This is a genomic window from Paracoccus mangrovi (genome assembly GCF_042648425.1).
GTDB classification, from domain to species: Bacteria; Pseudomonadota; Alphaproteobacteria; order Rhodobacterales; family Rhodobacteraceae; genus Paracoccus; species Paracoccus mangrovi.
Genome location: NZ_JBHRXJ010000004.1, coordinates 131,540 through 150,641 on the forward strand (window position 1 = coordinate 131,540; position 19,102 = coordinate 150,641).

The 19,102-nt window shown below is 68.2% G+C and carries 17 protein-coding genes and 2 riboswitches; of the genes, 3 read left to right on the top strand and 14 right to left on the bottom strand.

Annotation, left to right across the window (positions count from 1 at the left end; all coding sequences use genetic code 11):
• Window positions 1-364 precede the first annotated feature (364 nt).
• From cobF to cbiE, 6 genes are all read right to left on the bottom strand, one after another.
• On the bottom strand, window positions 365-1,126 hold the full coding sequence (cobF, locus tag ACFOMH_RS07405) for a precorrin-6A synthase (deacetylating) (protein ID WP_377743608.1): 762 nt from the start codon (window positions 1,124-1,126) through the stop codon (window positions 365-367).
• Between the two features lie 43 nt (window positions 1,127-1,169).
• Window positions 1,170-1,835, bottom strand: a complete 666-nt coding sequence (locus ACFOMH_RS07410; protein WP_377743610.1) for an energy-coupling factor ABC transporter permease — start codon at window positions 1,833-1,835, stop codon at window positions 1,170-1,172.
• A gap of 32 nt (window positions 1,836-1,867) precedes the next feature.
• A riboswitch (cobalamin riboswitch) is annotated at window positions 1,868-2,080 on the bottom strand.
• A gap of 5 nt (window positions 2,081-2,085) precedes the next feature.
• Complete coding sequence (locus tag ACFOMH_RS07415; RefSeq protein ID WP_377743611.1) at window positions 2,086-3,396, bottom strand: cobyrinate a,c-diamide synthase; 1,311 nt, start codon at window positions 3,394-3,396, stop codon at window positions 2,086-2,088.
• Complete coding sequence (gene cobM, locus ACFOMH_RS07420; protein WP_377743613.1) at window positions 3,393-4,166, bottom strand: precorrin-4 C(11)-methyltransferase; 774 nt, start codon at window positions 4,164-4,166, stop codon at window positions 3,393-3,395. The genes ACFOMH_RS07415 and cobM overlap by 4 nt, the downstream gene beginning before the upstream one ends.
• Window positions 4,163-4,513 (bottom strand): cobalamin biosynthesis protein, encoded by a 351-nt coding sequence (locus tag ACFOMH_RS07425; protein WP_377743615.1) that lies wholly within the window; start codon window positions 4,511-4,513, stop codon window positions 4,163-4,165. The genes cobM and ACFOMH_RS07425 overlap by 4 nt, the downstream gene beginning before the upstream one ends.
• On the bottom strand, window positions 4,510-5,688 hold the full coding sequence (gene cbiE / locus ACFOMH_RS07430) for a precorrin-6y C5,15-methyltransferase (decarboxylating) subunit CbiE (RefSeq protein ID WP_377743617.1): 1,179 nt from the start codon (window positions 5,686-5,688) through the stop codon (window positions 4,510-4,512). The genes ACFOMH_RS07425 and cbiE overlap by 4 nt, the downstream gene beginning before the upstream one ends.
• Between cbiE and ACFOMH_RS07435 the strand changes: the two genes are divergently transcribed.
• On the top strand, window positions 5,687-6,424 hold the full coding sequence (locus ACFOMH_RS07435) for a cobalt-precorrin-6A reductase (protein WP_377743618.1): 738 nt from the start codon (window positions 5,687-5,689) through the stop codon (window positions 6,422-6,424). The two genes, cbiE and ACFOMH_RS07435, sit on opposite strands and share 2 nt — an antisense overlap.
• On the opposite strand, the gene cobJ is transcribed toward ACFOMH_RS07435, so the two are convergent.
• Genes cobJ through ACFOMH_RS07470 form a run of 7 tightly spaced genes read right to left on the bottom strand, consistent with a single transcriptional unit; the run spans window position 6,400 to window position 14,283 of the window.
• Window positions 6,400-7,131, bottom strand: coding sequence for a precorrin-3B C(17)-methyltransferase (cobJ, locus tag ACFOMH_RS07440; RefSeq protein WP_377743620.1), 732 nt, complete (start codon window positions 7,129-7,131; stop codon window positions 6,400-6,402). The two genes, ACFOMH_RS07435 and cobJ, sit on opposite strands and share 25 nt — an antisense overlap.
• A complete protein-coding gene (gene cobI / locus ACFOMH_RS07445; RefSeq protein ID WP_377743622.1) occupies window positions 7,128-7,874 on the bottom strand; it encodes a precorrin-2 C(20)-methyltransferase in 747 nt (248 codons plus the stop codon). The genes cobJ and cobI overlap by 4 nt, the downstream gene beginning before the upstream one ends.
• A gap of 2 nt (window positions 7,875-7,876) precedes the next feature.
• On the bottom strand, window positions 7,877-8,503 hold the full coding sequence (locus ACFOMH_RS07450; RefSeq protein WP_377743623.1) for a precorrin-8X methylmutase: 627 nt from the start codon (window positions 8,501-8,503) through the stop codon (window positions 7,877-7,879).
• Complete coding sequence (gene cobG / locus ACFOMH_RS07455; protein WP_377743625.1) at window positions 8,496-9,689, bottom strand: precorrin-3B synthase; 1,194 nt, start codon at window positions 9,687-9,689, stop codon at window positions 8,496-8,498. The genes ACFOMH_RS07450 and cobG overlap by 8 nt, the downstream gene beginning before the upstream one ends.
• On the bottom strand, window positions 9,686-12,889 hold the full coding sequence (gene cobN, locus ACFOMH_RS07460; RefSeq protein ID WP_377743626.1) for a cobaltochelatase subunit CobN: 3,204 nt from the start codon (window positions 12,887-12,889) through the stop codon (window positions 9,686-9,688). The genes cobG and cobN overlap by 4 nt, the downstream gene beginning before the upstream one ends.
• A 2-nt stretch (window positions 12,890-12,891) precedes the next feature.
• Window positions 12,892-13,926, bottom strand: a complete 1,035-nt coding sequence (gene cobW / locus ACFOMH_RS07465; protein ID WP_377743627.1) for a cobalamin biosynthesis protein CobW — start codon at window positions 13,924-13,926, stop codon at window positions 12,892-12,894.
• Window positions 13,927-13,929: 3 nt separating this feature from the next.
• The gene (locus ACFOMH_RS07470; protein WP_377743629.1) at window positions 13,930-14,283 is read right to left on the bottom strand and encodes a DUF1636 family protein; all 354 of its coding nucleotides are present in this window, start codon (window positions 14,281-14,283) and stop codon (window positions 13,930-13,932) included.
• A gap of 93 nt (window positions 14,284-14,376) precedes the next feature.
• Window positions 14,377-14,589: riboswitch (cobalamin riboswitch) on the bottom strand.
• Between the two features lie 38 nt (window positions 14,590-14,627).
• Between ACFOMH_RS07470 and cobO the strand changes: the two genes are divergently transcribed.
• Both cobO and ACFOMH_RS07480 read left to right on the top strand, forming a co-directional pair.
• On the top strand, window positions 14,628-15,239 hold the full coding sequence (cobO, locus tag ACFOMH_RS07475; protein WP_377743630.1) for a cob(I)yrinic acid a,c-diamide adenosyltransferase: 612 nt from the start codon (window positions 14,628-14,630) through the stop codon (window positions 15,237-15,239).
• Window positions 15,240-15,427: 188 nt separating this feature from the next.
• The gene (locus tag ACFOMH_RS07480) at window positions 15,428-17,209 is read left to right on the top strand and encodes an L-lactate permease (protein WP_377743632.1); all 1,782 of its coding nucleotides are present in this window, start codon (window positions 15,428-15,430) and stop codon (window positions 17,207-17,209) included.
• Window positions 17,210-17,412: 203 nt separating this feature from the next.
• On the opposite strand, the gene ACFOMH_RS07485 is transcribed toward ACFOMH_RS07480, so the two are convergent.
• Window positions 17,413-19,053: an FMN-binding glutamate synthase family protein gene (locus ACFOMH_RS07485; RefSeq protein ID WP_377743634.1), complete on the bottom strand. Its 1,641-nt coding sequence runs from the start codon at window positions 19,051-19,053 to the stop codon at window positions 17,413-17,415.
• Window positions 19,054-19,102 lie beyond the last annotated feature (49 nt).

The following is a 19,102-nucleotide window of genomic DNA, read 5'->3' on the forward strand; positions in this document are numbered from 1 at the left end:
TTGGCTTCAGTCACGGAGGCGTCCCGGCCAAGGTGGCACAGCCGAAGGCGTTCTGCCAACGGATATGAAATGTCATTTTTGTGAAATTCGGTGCGGCGGCGGGCATCGGATGGCCGCTTTGTGCCGGTTCCCGTGGCCGGAATGGTGAAATTTTGCGCAAAGCGCACCCGCATCCGGGGACGTGACAGGTTTTTCTTGCGCGATGCTGCGATGCGGCGCAACCTGAGGGTGACGGGCGCAGGTCCGTTCCCCGGCCGCACGGGGCATATATGGCAGCCGCCGCCGTTCATGCCGCGAATCCTCCCTCCACGCGGGCATGGACGGCGGTTCTGCATTCGGGCGGGCGGGGTGAAGGGCTGGCGGATCAGCCCGGCAATGCCCCGCCGCGATCCATAAGATAAATATCCATGATCCAGCCATGCGCGGCGCGGGCCCGGGCGCGGACCTGCCGGATTTCCGGGCCCGCCTCGGCCAGCGGGCCGTGGATCAGGATCTGTTCCGGCATGCCGAGATAGGCCCCCCACCAGATGGTCACCCCTTGCGGGTCCAGCCCGTCAAAGGCGCAATCGCCATCCAGCATCACCACGATCCGGTCGGCGCCCGGCGGCCAGCCATGATCGCGCAATTGCCGCCCCGTGGTGATCACGACCGGCGCGCCGACCGTGTTCAGCGTGATCGCATGGGCCGCGCAAAGCGCCTGAATGGCGGTGATGCCCGGAATGACCCGCCGCGTCAGCGGCAGGGTCAGCCGGTCGGCGATGCGCAGGCTGCTGTCGTAAAGCGAGGGATCGCCCCAGATCAAAAGCGCCACCCGCCCGGACAGGCCCGGCAGATGGGCGCGGATCGTGTCCTGCCAGACGCGGGCGATGGCGTCGTGCCAGCGGTCGACGCCGTGCCGGTAATCGGGATCGGCGCTGTCCCGGCGCGGCAGGTCAAAGGTCGCGATGGCGGTCCCCGCGCCGGCATGGGTGTCGCAGATGCTGCGCCGCAACCCGGCCAGATCATCCTTTTCCGCCCCCTTGTGCGGGATCAGGATCAGGTCTGCCGAGGCAATGGCCTTGGCGGCATCCAGCGTCAGCTGGGTCGCGCCGCCGGTGCCAATGCCGATCAGGGTCAGTTCAATCATCGGGATGCAAGGCGCGCGGGCGGTCATGCCCGCGCAAAGCCCCTCAGGCGTAAAGGCGCGGCGTCACCAGCCCGCTGTCGCGCAGGCCGCGCAGCGATTTCGCGCCGGCCAGCACCGCCAGGTCGACCAGAGGCTCGATCAGCACGACCAGCATATAGGCCGCGCCAAAGGTGGCGATGCCGCCGATCCCGGCCAGCCCCTGACCCCAGATCGCCCAGAACGCGACCCATGCCACCACGCCGCCCTGATAGACCGTCGACAGCGCCAGCGCCTGTGCATAGCGCAGGTCGACATAGGCGGTGCCGGGCGCGATGATCCGCGCGGCCAGCGCCTGCAACGCAAAAAGCGGCACCAGAAGCGTGGTCACGTTCATGCCGTATTGCGGCAGGTCGAAGGGGGCGAAAAGCAGCCCCTGGATCAACAGCCCCAGCGCCAGCCCGATCGCCGCCGGCGCCGCGCCAAAGATCAGAAACAGCGTCGAGCCAAGGATGAAATGCACCTCGGACACGCCGACCGGGTAATGCGGCAGTACCTCGAAAAAGCCAAAGACCAGCGCCGCGCAAAGCGTGCTGCGCCCGACCAGCGAGGCAAGACCGGTTTCGCGCAGCGCGCCCCATGTCTGTTTCAGCGTGTAAAGCCCCGCCCCGGCGGCGGTGGCATAGCTGAGCGCGATCTTGGCGCCCGCGACGATTCCGGGTTCGATATGCATCTTCATCTCCTGTGGCCGTCACACCCGACGGCGATTGGTATGGTCTGACGGCCGGTCTCCTGGCTTGCGGGTCAGGGCGGGGCCTTTGCCTTCCCGGGCGTTGTCGCCCAGTGGCATGGTCAAGGCCCGCTCTCCGCATACAGTCGCGGGGGCGGCTGGGGTTTCGGGCGAACCCGTTCCCATTCCCGATTAAGCCCGACGTGAATTGCATCACGCGGCGGGCACCGATCAGGGCTTTAGCTAAAGGGCATCAAGCGGTTGCCGTCAAGCTTTCCGCGATCAGATGGAAAAAGCTGCCGGTGGCGTGGCCGCGCCGCGACCCGGTTTCCGCCACCGCATCGCCATTGGCGTCGGTGACGCGGGCCAGTGCGGCGTCGGGCTGGGCCAGAATGCTGGCATAGTGGAATTCATGCCCGGTCAGCCTTTGGGCATAGGCCCCGGCCAGCGGCGCCAGCGGTTCGGCCCGGCGATAGCCGAGATGCATCCGCCGCTTTTCATAGCTGGTCTCAAGGCCTAGCAACCCCGCCATCCGGTGCCGGACCCCCGAGGCATCGACCAGCCCCGCACCCATGGCCATATAGCCGCCGCATTCGCCATGGACGGGGCGGGTTTCGGCGAAACGCAACAGCCCCGCGCGGAAATGCTCCGCCGCCGCAAGCCGCCCGGCATGCAGTTCGGGATAGCCGCCCGGCAACCAGCAGGCGCCGGCGCTGTCATCCGGCCCCTGATCCGCGAGGGGCGAAAATGGCAGGATTTCGGCCCCCGCCGCCCGCCATCCCGCGACCAGATGCGGATAGATGAATGAAAACGCCTCATCCTGCGCCAGGGCGATGCGCATCGCGGGCGGGCGCAGGGGGCGAAAGGGTTCGGGGGCAAGCCCGCCCGAGGCGGCGGCGACGATTGCGTCCAGATCCAGATGGCGCGATGCCGCCTCGCCCGCCCGGGCCAACAGCGCCTCAAGGGCGGCGTGTTCCTGGGCCTGGACAAGGCCCAGATGGCGTTCGGGCAGTTCGATATCGGCCGCGCGCGGCAAAACGCCAAGGACGGGAATGCCCAGCGGGTCCAGCGCGTGGCGCATCAACGCCTCGTGCCGGGCCGAGGCCACGCGGTTCAGCACCACCCCCGCAAGCCGCACATCCGGGCGCATCTGCCGAAACCCAAGCGCGACGGCACCGGCGGATTGGGCCTGTCCCTTGCAATCCATCACCAGCACCACCGGCCAGCCGGTCAGCGCGGCGATATCGGCGCTGGCGCCATTGCCGCAACCGCCCGGCACCGCCACACCGTCGAAAAGCCCCATCGACCCCTCGACCAGCGCGATATCGGCGCCCGCGCCCGCGCCGATCAGATGTGCGATCTGGGCCCGGCCCATCGCCCAGCTGTCCAGATTATAGCTTTCGCGCCCGGCCGCCGCGCGATGGAATGCGGGGTCGATGTAATCCGGCCCGCTTTTATAGGGCTGCACCGCCAGTCCCCGCGCGCGCAGAGCCGCGATCAGGCCCAGCGTGACCGTGGTTTTCCCGGACCCCGAGGCCGGCGCGCTGATCACCAGCCCCCTCATTCGGGAAACCTCGGCTCGGTGCCGACGGGACGGAAACGGCGGTCGTAATCGCCGGCATAAAGGCGGCTTTCGTCAAAGCCCTCGGCCGCCAAAGCGCGGCCGACAAGGATCAGCGCCGTCCGCTCGCCCACACCGATTTCGGGGTCGAGCGTCGCCAGCGTGGCGCGGACGATGCGCTGATCGGGCCAGCTGGCGCGAAACACCACCGCGACCGGGCAATCGGCGCCGTAATGCGGGATCAGCTCGTCCTGCACGCGCGCCAGCACATGCACCGACAGATGGATGGCCAGCGTGGCGCCGGTCGCGCCGAATGCGGCCAATGTTTCACCCTCGGGCATGGCCGAGGCCCGGCCCGAGGTCCGGGTCAGCACCACCGACTGCGCCACGCCCGGCAGGGTCAGTTCCGCGCCAAGGGCCGCGGCGGCAGCGGCGAATGCCGGCACGCCCGGCGTCACGTCATAGGGAATGTCCAGCGCCCGCAGCCTGCGCAGCTGTTCGCCCATCGCCGACCAGACCGAAAGATCGCCCGAATGCAGCCGCGCCACATCATGGCCCGCCGCATGGGCGGCGGCGATTTCGGCGATGATCTGGTCCAGATCCATCGCGGCGGTGTTCACGATCCGCGCGCCCGGCGGGCAATGGGCCAGCAGCGCCTGCGGCACCAGCGATCCGGCGTAAAGACAGACCGGGCAGGCCGCGATCAGGTCGCGCCCGCGCAGGGTGATCAGATCGGCGGCGCCGGGACCTGCGCCGATGAAATGGACGGTCATGGAGGTGCTCCTTCGGCGATGGCGGCGGTGGCCATGCCGTCTTGCGAGGTGACGCGGGGGGTCACGATGCGCGCGCCGGGGGCCAGCGCGGCCAGGGCGGCGGCCTCGGCCAGCGATCCGGTGCCGTGCCGGGCCATGATGCGCGGCGATTGCGTGGGGGTGATGACGCCCGCGACCCCGACCGTGATCACGGGCAGGCCGGTTTGCGCGGCCAATGCCCGCAGGGCCGGCGCGGCGGCCTTGGCCGGGATGGTCGCCAGCGCATCGGCGGGGCCGGCGCGTTCAAGCGCATCGGCCAGCGCGGCAAGGCTGGCATCGCGGCGAAAGCCGATGCCCGCGACCCTCATGGCCAGCTCCATTGTGTGACCGCGCGGGCCGGGGTCCAGCCGCGCATCCGGCCAAGGGGGGCGGCCTCTTCGATCGACAGGCGCATCAGACGGCCACCGCGTTCGGCATGCAGGGCGGCCAACAGCGCCTCGGTTTCCAGCGTCACCGCGTTGATGACCAGCCGGGCGGGGGGCAGCGCGGGGATAAGGTCCGCATCCGCGCCGCCGCCGACAAAGATCGCATCCGGCGCGGGCAGGCCGGCGAACACGCCGGGGGCCGCGCCCTGCACCGCCCGCATCCGGTCCGACAGACCGAAGCGGTCGATATTGGCGGCGATATTCGCGATCCGGTCGGCGCGCGGCTCGATACAGATGGCGCGACCGCCGTTCAGGCACCATTCCACGCTGACTGAGCCCGAGCCCGCGCCGATATCCCACAGCAATTCGCCCGGCCGCGGGGCCAGGGCTGACAGCGTCACCGCGCGGATGGCGCGTTTGGTGATCTGGCCGTCATGGGCGAAGGCGTCGTCAGGCAGGCCAAAGCCGCGCGGCAGGCCGGTCCCTGCGGGCAGATCGGCGCCATCGAGCGCCACCGCGACCGGCGCGGCGATATCGTCGGGCGCGAGGTCGCAGGCGGTCATGCGGCGGATCCGCTCGGCCGGGCCGCCCAGCCGTTCCAACACGGCGATGCGCATCGCGCCCAATCCCTGCGCCGCCAGCCATTCGGCCAGCGCACCCACCGCAGCCCCGTCGCGCAGCGTGACCAGCACCCGGCAGCCCCGCGCCAGATGCGGGCGCAGCCTGGCAAAAGGCGCGGCATGCAGGCCCAGGCAGGGCGTGTCCTCAAGCCGCCAGCCCAGCCGCGCGGCGGCCAGCGAAAACACCCCCGGCATGGGCAGCGCGCACCATTCGCCCGGTTCCAGCGCGGCGGCCAGCGTGCCGCCCGCCCCGAACCAGAACGGATCGCCAGAGACCAGCGCCGCCACCCGCTGTCCCCGCCGCGCGATCAGCGGTGCGATATCGAAAGGCACCGGCCATTCCCGCGCCCGCGCATTGCCCGCCAGACCGGCAAGCGTCAGATGCCGGGGCGCGCCAAAGACGATTTCGGCCCGATCCAGCGCATCGCGGCTTGCGGCGGGCAGGCCGGGCAGTCCATCTTCGCCCAATCCGACAATGGTCAGCCAGGGGTCACCCATGACGCGCATCCTGTTGCTTGGCGGCACGCTTGAGGCCCGTGCGATGGCCCGCGCGCTGGCCGATGCCGGGATCGATGCCGTCTATTCCTATGCCGGGCGCGTCCAGAACCCGGCCCAGCAACCGCTGACCACGCGGGTCGGCGGCTTTGGCGGCGCCGACGGGCTGGCCGCCTATCTGCGGGCCGAAGGTTTCAGCCATCTGATCGATGCGACCCACCCCTTTGCCGCTGCGATCAGCCAGAATGCCCATGCCGCCGCCGGCCGGGCGGGGGTGCCGCTGATCGTGCTTGAGCGCGCGCCATGGGGCAGCCAGCCGGGCGACCGCTGGACCCATGTGGCCGATTTTCAGGCGGCGGCCCAGGTCCTGCCCGGCGATGGCTCGACCGTGTTTCTGGCCATCGGGCGGCAACAGCTCGCGCCCTTTCTGGGCTGCAAGCATCGCTGGATGCTGCGCTTTGCCGAGGTGGCAAGCCATCCCCTGCGCGATGCGACGCTGATCGTGTCGCGCGGGCCGTTTTCGGTCGCGGGCGATGTCGCGTTGATGCGGCGCCACGGCGTGACCCATGTCGTGACCAAGAATTCCGGCGGCCGGGGCGCCGAGGCCAAGCTTGCTGCCGCGCGCGAACTGGGGCTGCCGGTGATCGTGATCGACCGGCCCGCGCTGCCGGCGCGGCATGTCGTCGCCTCGGTGGCCGAGGTGATGGACTGGCTTCATGGCGCCGACCGGGGGGAATAGACCCAGCGCCCGGCGCGGCGGGTGGCGCTGTTGCCCAGAATGACGACGGTGCGCATATCCGCCATTTCGGGGCGCGCCTCGGCCAGCGTGACGGTGGTCAGCGCCTGTTCGGGGGTCGAAACCGCGCGGGCGAATGAAATCAGGCGGTCGGGGCCGCATTCCGCGCGCAGGATGTCCAGCGCCCGGGCAAAGCCCTCGGGCCGGGATTTCGAGCGCGGGTTGTAAAAAGCCATGGCGAAATCGGCCTGTGCCGCCAGCCGCAGGCGGCGTTCGATCAGCGCCCATGGTTTCAGGTTATCCGACAGGTTGATCGCGCAAAAATCATGGCCCAGCGGCGCGCCAAGGGCGGCGGCTGCGGCCAGCATGGCGGTGATGCCGGGCAGGATGCGGATGTCGAATGCGGGGTCCGGCGCGCCCTCCAGCGCCTCGAACAGCGCCGAGGCCATGGCAAAGACCCCCGGATCGCCCGAGGATACGACCACCACGCGCCGCCCCGTGGCCGCCATTTCCAATGCGGCGCGGGCGCGGTCCAGTTCCACCCGGTTGTCCGAGGGATGCAGGGTCAGACCCGGGCGCGGCGCGATCCGCGCGACATAGGGGATATAGCCCACGATATCGGTGGCCTCGGACAGCGCGGCCTGAACCTCGGGCGTGATCAGCGCGTCCGCGCCCGGGCCAAGCCCCGCGACCGCGAGCCAGCCGGTCATTCGGCGGCCTCGGCGCCGGCGGCAAGGGGGCGGCGGCCATTGCCGTGGACCAGCACGGTCGCGAAATAGGGACAGGCGTCCAGATCGGCCTGCGCCAAGGGCGTCACGCGCTGGTTGGGCATGGTGCCGCGTTCGACCAGCCACGCGTCGGCCATGCGCCCGGCGGCGGCGATGGCGCGGGCGATCTTGGGCAGGTTGCGGCCGGTCTTCATCACCACGACCGCGTCCGAGGCGGCGATATGCCGGGTCAGATCGGGTTCCGAAAGCGTCCCCATCAACACGCACATCGCATCGTCGCCCCAGGTCATCGGGCGCCCGACCACGTTCCAGCAGCCGGTCATGCCGGGGATGCCGGGGATGATCTCGACCTCGGCCAGACCTTGCAGACGGGCATGCAGATGCATGAACGAGCCATAGAACAGGGGATCCCCCTCGCACAGAACGACCACGTCGCCGGTCGCGGCAAGGGCCGCCAGCCGGGCGGTCCAGTCGTCATAGAATGCCGCCAGAAGGCGGTTGTATTCGGGGCTGTCAAAGGGGATTTCGGTCGTGACCGGATATTCCATCGCGTGTTCGGCCACGCCTTCGGCCAGCATTTGGGCGACGATGCGGCGGGCCTGACCCGCGCGGCCCTTTTTGCGGAAATAGGCGATCTGGCGCGCGGTGCGGATGGCGCGGTCGGCGCGCACCGAGATCAGGTCCGGGTCGCCGGGGCCAAGCCCCGCGCAGATGATCTTGCCCATGCTCATTCCTTCCGGCTGGCCAGCGCGTTGATGGCGGCGACCGTGATGGCCGAACCGCCAAGCCGCCCGCGCACGATCAGCGCGGGCGCGGGCAGGTCGGCCATCAGCGCGTCCTTGGATTCGGCGGCGCCGACAAAGCCCACGGGACAGCCGATGATGGCGGCCGGGCGCGGGCAGGCGGGATCCCTGAGCATGTTCAGCAGGTGAAACAGCGCGGTCGGCGCATTGCCGATGGCCACCACCGCGCCCGCCAGATAGTCGCGCCACAGCTCGACCGCCGCCGCCGACCGCGTGGTGCCCATGCCCGCCGCCAGTTCCGGCACGCCCGGCGCGTTCAGCGTGCAAAGGATGCGGTTATCGGCCGGCAGGCGGGGGCGGGTGATGCCCTCGCTGACCATGCGGGCATCGCACAGGATGGGCGCGCCAGCTTGCAGCGCCGCCCGCGCGGCACCGGCCATGCCGGGCGAAAACACCACGTCGCGTTCCAGCCCTACCAGCCCGGCGGCATGGATCATGCGCACCACCACCGGCTCCTCGTCGGGGTCAAAGCGCGACAGATCGGCCTCGGCCCGGATGGTGGCGAATGACTGGGCATAGATCTTCGCGCCGTCGGTTTCGTATTCATGCATGAGGCCGGCCCTGCCTTGTCGCGGATGCCGTGTTTTGCGGGGATGCAAGCAAACGCGCAAGACCGTTCTTGTCCAGCCCGTGGCCGGTCGCGGCATCATGCACCCAACCGTCCCGGATCAGGTCAAACCGGTCCGGCGCGGTGGCGATCACGGTCAGATCGGCGCGGCCGAAATGGGCGCAGCCCTTGGCACAGCCACTGAGATGCAGGCTTTGGCCGGCACCCAGATGCGGCGCCAGTTCGCGGGCCAGCGCCCGGACATCGGCGCGCGCCTGCGGACAGCCCGGCGCGCCGGTACAGGCATGGACGCGCAGCAGCGGATCGTCCGGGGCCAGCACCTGACCGGCGATGGCCGGGGGCGCGACGGCCCCCTCGATCAACAGCATGCGCCAAGGTGTCAGCCGCAGCGGACCGGCATCGGCGCAGGCAATCAGCTGGTCGGGCGTGATCTGACCAAAGGCAAAGCCCAGCATCCAGCCATTCGGCGCCGCGCCGGGGCAGGGGTCGGGTGCGGCATGCGGGACGGGCTGCGGGACAGGTGTCGCGCCGGCGGGCAGCTCTGGCTTGCGGCGCAGATAGTCGCGCATGCGCCCGCGCCCGTCACGGATCCCGCCCCGCGCGAACCAGCGCGCCATCTCGACCGCGCCGGCGGCGGCCCGGGCGGTGTCGGGCGCGGCGATGACCCAATCGCCGCTATCGGGGGCGATCTGCCAGCCCGCGCCGACCGGGCGCAGGCGGATGTCACAGGGCACCCCGCCCAGCACCCAGGGGTCGGTATCGACGGCAAAGCCGAATTTTCCGGGCGTCTGCGGCGCGTCGGGGGCGGTCATGGCGCGCGCGATCGCCTCGGCAAGCCGCCATGCCGGGCCATCCACCGGCGCAAAGGGCGAAAGAACCACATTGCGCCGCGATTCCGCATCGGCATCGCGGTCCAGCAGCCCCATTTCGGCCAGCGCGGTGATGGCGGCGGTGTGGCTTTGTCGGTCCAGCCCGCGCAATTGCAGATTGGCGCGGCTGGTCAGATCGATCAGCCCGTTGCCATGCCGCCGCGCCAGTTCGGCGATGCGCCGCGCCTGATCGGGTTCCAGCCGGCCGTTCGGCGCGCGCACGCGCAGCACCAGCCCGTCGCCCGATGCCATCGGACGCAGCGCGCCGGGACACCAGCCCTGAATCTGATAATCGGTCATGGTGTTATCTCCTCTGTTGCCAGGATCGAGTTTCTGCGCGTTATCCATAATCCCGCCGCCAGCAGCCGCGCGAACATCTCGCGCATCGCGGCCAGGGCTGCGGGGTTTTCCGTCTGCATGAAGGCCACCACCTCGGGCCGGCCCAGCGTGGCGTCGTGATAAAGGTCGAAGAGGTGCCCCGGCACCACGCCCGCCAGATTGGCAAAGGCCGCCAAGTGATCGAGCGTCGCCGCGATTTCGGCCGCGCCCCGGAAACCATGCGCCATCATGCCGTCCGCCCATGCCGGATTGGCGGCGCGGGCGCGGGTGACGCGGGCGATTTCCTCGGTCAGGGATCGCGCGCGGGGGGCGTCGGGCCGGGACGTGTCCAGGTGATAAAGCGCGGGCCGCGCCACGCCCAGCCGGGCCATGGCGGCGGCGAAACCCGCCTCATGCGCGGCATAGTCGGCGGCCAGCAACAGGTCGGATTCGGGCAGGTCCTGCGCATGGACAAAGACATCCGCCCCGGCCAGCCGGTCGCGGATCGCCTGTGGCGCGTGGTGGATTTTGCCGTCCGCGCCGATCGCGTGCGACGATGCCGCAAGCCATGCCTCGCCCGCCGCCGCGCGGGCCTCGGGGGTAAAGGTCTCCGCAAGATCGGCCATGCCAAGGCCGTAAAGGCCGGGTTTGGGGCCAAAGACGCGAGGGGCGCGCGTCACCAGATAGGGGTTGTCCCCGGGATCCTCGTCACGGTCGTACAGCGCGCGCGCGCCGGTCTCGAACAGCTGCGCAAGGCCGGGAAACACGTCCCGAAACAGCCCCGAAACCCGCAGCGTCACATCGATCCTTGGCCGGCCCAGTTCCGCCAGCGTCAGGATGTCGACCCCGCCGACCCGGCCGGATGCCGCGTCCCAGCGCGGCGCCATCCCGGCCAGATGCAGCGCCATGGCGAATTCCTCGCCCGCCGTGCGCATGGTGGCGCTGCCCCACAGATCGACGACCAGCCCGCGCGGCCAGTCGCCATGGTCTTGCAGATGACGGCGCAGCAGTTCCTCGGCCAGCTTCACCCCTTGGGCATGGGCCGCGCGGCTGGGCACGGCGCGCGGATCGACGGCGAACAGGTTGCGCCCGGTGGGCAGCACGTCCTGACGCCCGCGCGCGGGTGAACCCGATGGGCCCGGCGCGACCCGCAGCCCCGCCAGCGTGCGCGCAAGCCCGTCGCGTTCGGCATCGCCACAGGGGCCGGTGGCATAGACATGCAGCCCCTCGCCAAAGCGGCTTTCCTTGAGGTCGCAGACAAAGCGGTCGATCAGCGGGATCGCCTGCGCTGGCGCGGCGTCGGGGGGCAGGCCAAGATCGGCTTCAAGCCCGGCGGCGCGGGCCTCGTCGCGGATCGCCCCGATCAGCCGGTCGCGGCGGCGCGGGTCCAGCCCGTCGGCGGTGGAATATTCGTCGAGCAAGCGTTCCAGGTGCGTCAGGTTTTCGGGCAGCGCGGCCTCGGCCAGTGGCGGCGGCAGATGGCCCAGCGTGACTGCGCCCAGCCGGCGCTTGGCCTGCGCGGCCTCGCCGGGGTCATTGACGATAAAGGGATAGGCGACCGGCAGATCGCCCAAAAGCGCCTGTGGCCAGCAATCGTCCGACAGCGCCACCGATTTCCCCGGCAGCCATTCCAGCGTGCCATGCGCGCCCATATGGATCAGCGCGTCGGCCCGTGTCCGCAGCCAAAGGTAAAAGGCGACATAGGTGTGGCGCGGCGTGCGGGACAGGTCGTGGTAATCGTCGGCGCGGGTGCGGACCTCGCCCCGTTCGGGTTGCAGGGCGATCCACGCGTCACCGGCGCGGATCGCGGCAAAGCGAAAGACGCCGTCCGGGGCCTCGTCCTCTGGCGCGCCCCATGCCGCATGCAGGTCGTCTTGCAGCCGCCGGGGCAGGGTGGCCAGCGCGGCGCGGTAATCGGCGATGGGCCATGCCACGCGTTCCGTCATCAGCCGGCGGCCAAGGTCCTGATGCGCGACACCAAGGATTTCCCCGCAGGAGGCCAGCGCGTCCAGCCCGACCGCATGGGCCAGTTGATGCGGTTTGCCCGGGTATGTCGACAGCACCACCGCCCGCCGCGCCGGTTCGCGCAGCCGGTGCCACGCCGCGATGCGCCGGACGACGGCGGCGATACGGTCGGGGTCGGGGCAGTGGACATGCCGCGAGAATTGCAGCGCCTCGTCGCGCATCTGCGGGGCCTTGAAGCTGATGACGCCCAGAAAGATGCGCCCGTCCACCTCGGGCAACACGACATGCATGGCCAGATCGGCGGCGGAAAGGCCGCGTTCCTCGGCCGCCCAAAGATCGCGCGGCGCGGTGGACAGGGCGACCTGAAAAACCGGGCAATCGGCGCCGTCAAAGGGCGTGGCGCCGGTATCGTCGCGGGCGGAAAAGGCGGTCATGTTCAGAATGGCCGCCATGCCCGGCAGATGCGGGGCAAGCCAGGTGCCAAAGCCCGCAACCTTGAGCGAGGGCGCGAAAACCCCGGTCGCGGCAAAGCCCGCATCCCGCAGCGCGCCGATCATCGCATCCACCGGACCCAGATCGGCCGAGGTCAGATAGCTGCGGTAAAAGCTGATCAGAACCGGGTTCGCGCCGGCCGCCGGTTTTGTGATCACACCGGCATCGGGGTCATAAAACCCCCATTGCGGGATCGTGGCCTGACCCGTGACCGGTGCGGCGGGCAGGCCTGCGGCGTGGGCCAGTTCCGCCAGCGCGGTTTGCGCCGCAACCGCGCCACCCTCGTCGCAAAGCGCGGCCAGCCGGTGCAGCACCGCCGCGTCCAGCGTCGAGAACCGTTCCAGCGTGGCGTCCGGCCGGCCATCGGCGGGCAGAAAGGCCAGCGCGATGCCATGCCTGCGGGCATGGTCCTGAAGGCTGGCGACGCCATAGGGCCAATAGGCTTCGCCCCCGATCAGACGCACCAGCACGGCGCGGGCACCCGCCAGCGTGGTGTCCAGATAATTATCGACCGATACCGGGTGCCGCAGCGCCGAGATATTGCACAGCCGCAGTGACGGCAGGCCGACGCCCGACCCGTCCTGCGCCCTGTGCCAGCCCGCCGCGAAAGCGCCGAGGTCGCTGTCGGAATAGGACAGCACGACCATATCGGCGGGGCTTTGGCCGGGGTCGGTCGGGACCTCGGTTTCCTCAAGCCCACGGCTTTCGCGAAAGACGACGTGCATCCTCAGGCCGCCAGAACGGCCCGGATCGCAGCCTCGTCGATGTCGTCATGCTCGGCGATCACGACAAGGCGCGAGGCGCGGGGCGCGGCGCCCCATGGCCGGTCATATTGGTGGCGCACGCGTTCGCCCACCGCCTGCACCAACAGGCGCATGGGCTTGCCGGCGACGGCGACATGGCCCTTGACCCGCAGGATGTTCTGTTCGCGCGCAAGCCGGGTGATGCGGGCGGCCAGATCGGCGGGATCGGCGATTTCGGCAAGCTCGATCACCACGGAATCGAAATCGTCATGTTCGTGATCGTCCGCACCATCGTGATGGCTGGGCCGGGCGGCCAGATCGTCCTCGGCCGCAGCACCCAGCCCAAGGATCACGCGCGGGTCGATCACGCCATCGGTCAAGGGCAGGATCGGCAGCTTGCGCGGGGCCTCGGCCTCGATGACCGCGCGGGCGGCGGCAAGGCCCGCATCACCGGCCAGATCTGCCTTTGAAAGCAGGACGATATCGGCGCAGGCGATCTGATCTTCGAATACCTCGGACAGGGGCGTTTCGTGGTCGAGACTTTCGTCGGCCTCGCGCTGGGCCTGAACGGCGGCCTCGTCGGGGGCAAAGCGGCCGGCGGCCACCGCCTCGGCATCGGCCAGCGCGATCACGCCGTCCACGGTGATGCGCGAGCGGATCGCGGGCCAGTCAAAGGCTTTCAACAGCGGTTTCGGCAGCGCGAGACCCGAGGTCTCGATCAGGATATGATCGGGCTTCACCGGCATCGCCATCAGGCGTTCCAGCGTCGGGATGAAATCGTCGGCCACGGTGCAGCAGATGCAGCCATTCGACAGCTCAAGGATGTTTTCTTCGGGACAGTTCTCATCGGCGCAGGATTTCAGGATCTCGCCATCGACGCCCATGGTGCCGAATTCGTTGACCAGCACCGCCAGCCGCTTGCCCTGCGGATTCAGCATCAGGTGGCGGATCAGCGTGGTCTTTCCGGCCCCCAGAAAGCCGGTGATGACGGTAACGGGGGTCTTGGTCAGGTCGGTCATATGCTACCCAATCGAAGGAATGCGCGCGATGCTGCGCTTGCGGAAAATGGCGATGCGGTCGCGCCATGGCACGATGCCGTCATCGGCGGCGGCATAGGCGGCGGCGCCGGTCAGGATCTCGGCGGCATCGGCATCCGACATGCCGCCATAGATATAGGACCAGCGGCCCGGCCCGCTCAGCGCGATGGCGCTGCCGCTGTTGCAGGCCGACAGGCACTCGACGGGCAGGATGCGCACGCCTTCGGGCGCGCCCAGTCGTTCCAGCGCGGCAAAAAGACGCGCGCCCGGCACCGGCTGGCCATCGATCACGGGTTGGCCGGCCCGGCAGGTCGTGCAGACAAGCAGTGAAACGGTCATGCGCCCTTTATCCATCATTGCGGTTCAGGGCATGCCAAGGGTGCGCGGGGGCGCGCGCGCCCCTTCTACCCCAGGCGGGAACACCCCGTCCGCCGGTCAATATCTGCGCAGGCAGGTCTCCCGGCTTGCGGATTCAGGCTTTCGCCAACGGTCGGCCCACCTTCCCGGCCCCGCGAAATCGATCGGGCCAGTGGCATCGGGCGACCTTTCCGGTCACGGTCGCGGGGGCGGCTGCTTTCAGGCTTTCACCTGTCGCATTCCCTTTTCACCTGTCATAGGACAGGAACCAGCGCAGCCAAAGCTGTGCGCGCCCGGCCCCGACTTGTCAAGCGAAGGAGTGCCCGATGGATGCCGATGAAAACGCCCGCCACGCCGAGAAGATGGCCAAAATCAAGGCGGCCCGCGACCGAATGATGCAGGGAAAGACCGGCGAAAAGGGGCTCGTCATCGTTCATACCGGCAAGGGCAAGGGCAAGTCGTCATCGGGGTTTGGCATGATCCTGCGCGCGATTGCGCATGATATGCCCTGCGCGGTGGTGCAGTTCATCAAGGGCGGCTGGGACACGGGCGAGCGTCGCCTGCTGACCGGGCATTTCGGCGATTTGTGCCAATTTCACGCCATGGGCGAGGGGTTCACCTGGGAAACCCAGGACCGCGCCCGCGACATCGCCGCCGCCCGCGCCGGCTGGGACAAGGCGCGCGATCTGATCCGCGATCCGGCCATCCGTATGGTGCTGCTCGATGAAATCAACATCGCGCTGCGCTATGACTATCTGGATATTGGCGAGGTGGTGGCGTTCCTGCGCGATGAAAAGCCGCCGATGACCCATGTCGTGCTGACCGGCCGCAATGCCAAACCCGAGCTGATCGAGCTGGCCGATCTGGTCACCGAGATGGAGGCAGTCAAGCATCCCTTTCGCGATGGCATCAAGGCCCAGCCGGGGGTCGAGTTCTAGGCCCTGGCAAGGGCTGTCCGGGGGGCGCGTGGTCCCTGTGGATGGGTTGGGGCGATACGGGATTGTGTCGCGGCCCCGTGCATTCCATCATGCCCGGCAATGGCACGGCCGCCCATCGCACCTTGTTTGCCGCCGGTGGCCGTCATAGCGGAAAAAGGAACAACCGTTTCCAAGAGGGGGGATATTTCATGTCGATGTTGATGTTTTTGGCCGCGCTGGTCCCGATCGCGGCGGTATTTGTCCTGTTGGTCGTGATGCGCAAATCGGCCAAGTTTTCGATGCTTGTCGCCTATCTGGCGACCGTGGTTCTGGCCGTGCTGTTGTGGGGGACGGATATCGCCAAGGTGGCGGGGGCGACGGCCAATGGCGTGATCACGGCGATCACCCTGCTTTACATCGTCTTTGGGGCGATCCTGCTTTTGTATACGGTACAGGAATCCGGCGCGATCCAGTCGATCAAGCGCGGATTTACCGATATTTCGCCCGACCGGCGGGTGCAGGCGATCATCATCGCCTGGCTGTTCGGGTCCATGGTCGAGGGGGCCTCGGGCTTTGGCACGCCGGCGGCGGTCGCGGCGCCGCTTCTGGTCGCCATCGGCTTTCCGGCCATGGCGGCGGTCATGGTGGCGCTGATCATCCAGTCGACGCCGGTCTCTTTTGGCGCGGTCGGCACGCCCATGCTGGTCGGCGTGCAGACCGGCCTTTCCAATAGCGACACCGTCAACGCCGCCATCGCGCCGGCCACGCTGGCCGAATATGTCCCGGTGGTTGCGGAGCGCGTGGCGTTTCTGCACATGACCATCGGCTTTGTCATCCCGCTGTTGATGGTGGCGATGATGACGCGCTTTTTCGGCACGCGCCGCAGTTTCCGCGAAGGCTTTGGCGCGTGGCAATTCGCGCTGTTCGCGGGGCTGGCCTTTACCATTCCCTATTATCTGGTCGCGCGATTCCTGGGCCCGGAATTCCCGTCGCTGGTCGGCGGGCTTCTGGGGTTGCTGATCGTGGTGCCGGCGGCGCGGCGCGGGCTGTTTCTTCCCAAGACCGTGTTCGATTTCCCGGCGCGCCGCGACTGGGATCCCAGCTGGAAGGGCAAGCTCGACACCGAAATCGCGCATGAGGCCGCCGATACCGCGCATCCGCACGGGCGCGGCGACATCTCGTTGATGACGGCGTGGAGCCCCTATGTCATCACCATCGCGCTTTTGGTGCTGACGCGGGTGATCGGGCCTTTGAAGGCGTGGCTGACCGGCCCGTCGACCACGCTGGCTTTCGAGAACCTGTTCGGTTCGGGCATCACCTCGAAGGTGCAGCTGCTTTATTCGCCGGGCACCATCCTGATCCTGGTTTCGGTGATCTCGTTCTTTGTCTATCGGATGAAGGTCGCGGATTTCAGCCGCGCCTGGGGCCTGTCGGCCAAGACCATGATCGCGGCGGCGCCCGCGCTGCTTTTGGCGGTGCCGATGGTGCAGGTGTTCATCAATTCCGGCTCTGAGGGGGTGCTGTCCATGCCGCTGACCCTGGCCGAGGGCATGTCGGCGGCGGTCGGCAATGTCTGGCCGATGTTCGCGGCGGTGATCGGGGCCATGGGGGCGTTCATCGCCGGGTCGAACACGGTCTCGAACATGATGTTTTCGCTGTTTCAGTTTTCGACCGCACAGGGGATCGGGCTGGATCTTTTGGGCGTGACGGTGGTCGTGGCCTTGCAGGCAATCGGCGGCGCGGCCGGCAATATGATCTGTGTCCACAATGTCGTCGCGGCCTCGGCCACGGTCGGGCTGACGGATCGCGAAGGCGATCTGATCCGCAAGACGCTGGTGCCGATGACCTATTATGTCGTGCAGGCGGCGTTCCTGGGCATGGCATTGATCTGGGGCGGTTTCTGGTGGCTGCTGGCGCTGGTCTGGTTGGTGGTGGTGCTGGCCTCGATGTACAGCCAGGATGGCGCCCCGGTGCGACAAACCCAAAGCTGAGCGAACGGGCGAATGCATGAAGTTGCGGGGCGGTGCCGATGGCGCCGCCCCGCCGCATTTGTGCCGCCCGCGACCGGCGCGCGAACCGCCGGTCATGCCGCCCGCCCGTCATGGCCCGGATGCGGGGCCGGCCCGACGCCACCCGCATGGTCGTGCGGGCTAAGACCGTGGCCCCGGGGGGCATGCGCACCCGGCCTATACGCCTAGCTAAAGCGCCATTCGGGGATTTCGGAGGCCGTGAATGTGTCGGCCGAGGCGCGGTCCCAGCGTCGATGCCATTCGCGCAATTCCTCGATGGGCTGTTCGGCCAAAAGAAAGCCCGAGGGCAGATAGGGAAATGCCTCGTTCCCGTCCATGAAGGTGCCGTCCTTGTGCCGGAACATGAAGTGATAGGGCATGAAATCCACGGGTGAGGACAGGCCGGCCGCCCCGGCGATTTCGGCCAGCGCGTGCAGCGTGTTCTTGTGGAACCGGGTGACGCGCAGCGATTTGGTCCCGACCTCAAGCGCGCGCTGACGCAGCTTGTCCTGGGTGGCGATGCCGACCGGGCATTCGTTGGTGTGACAGGATTGCGACTGAATGCAGCCGATGGCGAACATGAAGCCGCGCGCCGAATTGCACCAATCCGCCCCCAGAGCCAGCGCCCGGGCGATGTCAAAGGCGCTGATGATCTTGCCGGCCGCGCCGATCCGGATCTGTTGGCGCAACCCGGCGCCGCGCAGGGTGTTGTGGACAAACACCAGCCCCTCAAGCATGGGCATGCCGACGCGGTTGGCGAATTCCATCGGCGCCGAGCCGGTTCCGCCCTCTTTGCCGTCGACGACGATGAAATCGGGGGCGATGCCGGTTTTGAGCATGGCCTTGACGATGCACATGAATTCCCGGCGGTGACCGATACAGAGTTTGAAGCCCACCGGTTTTCCGTCCGACAATTCGCGCAGCTGGGCGATGAATTCCATCAACCCGACCGGCGTCGAAAAGGTGCTGTGCGTGGGTGGCGAGATGCAGTCAACACCCATCGGGATGCCGCGCGCCTCGGCGATTTCGGGGCTGATCTTGCTGGCCGGCAGCATGCCGCCATGGCCGGGCTTTGCGCCCTGGCTCAGCTTGATCTCGATCATCTTGATCTGTGGGTCCAGCGCCTGTTTGCGAAAGCGTTCGGGATCGAATTTGCCATCCGGTGTGCGACAGCCGAAATAGCCCGAGGCAACCTGATAGATCAGGTCGCCGCCATGTTCGCGGTGATAGGTGCTGATCCCGCCTTCGCCGGTGTCATGGGCGAAATTGCCCATCTTGGCGCCCTTGTTCAGGGCCTGGATCGCATTGGGCGACAGCGCGCCAAAGCTCATTGCCGAGATATTGTAGATCGAGGCCGAATAGGGTTGGCGGCAATCCGGGCCGCCGATGGTGACGCGGAAATCGCTGTTGGTGATGACCTTGGGCGAAACCGAATGCGTGACCCAAGCGTAACCTGCATCATAGACCCGTTCCGAGGTGCCGAAAGGCTTTTTATCCTCGACCCCCTTGGCGCGTTGATAGACAAGGCTGCGCGCGTCGCGCGAAAACGGCAGCTCTTCGTTATCGCTTTCGATCAGGTACTGACGGATTTCGGGCCGGATGGTTTCGAACAGGAACCGGGCGTGGCCGATGATCGGATAGTTGCGCAGCACCGCGTGCCGTTTCTGGACCATGTCGCGCAGGCCCAAAAGGCACAGCGCCGCCGCCATCAGCCCGGGCAACAGCGCCCATTGGTGCCCGGCGGCGTAAAGCGCCGTCAACACCAGCGCCAGCAACACGCAAAGCGCAAAGAACGAATAATGCTTGATCTGGGGCAGGTTCCGCATGAGCCAATCTTACCTTGAGGCCCCCGCGGGACCGTTGTCGTCAAAGACA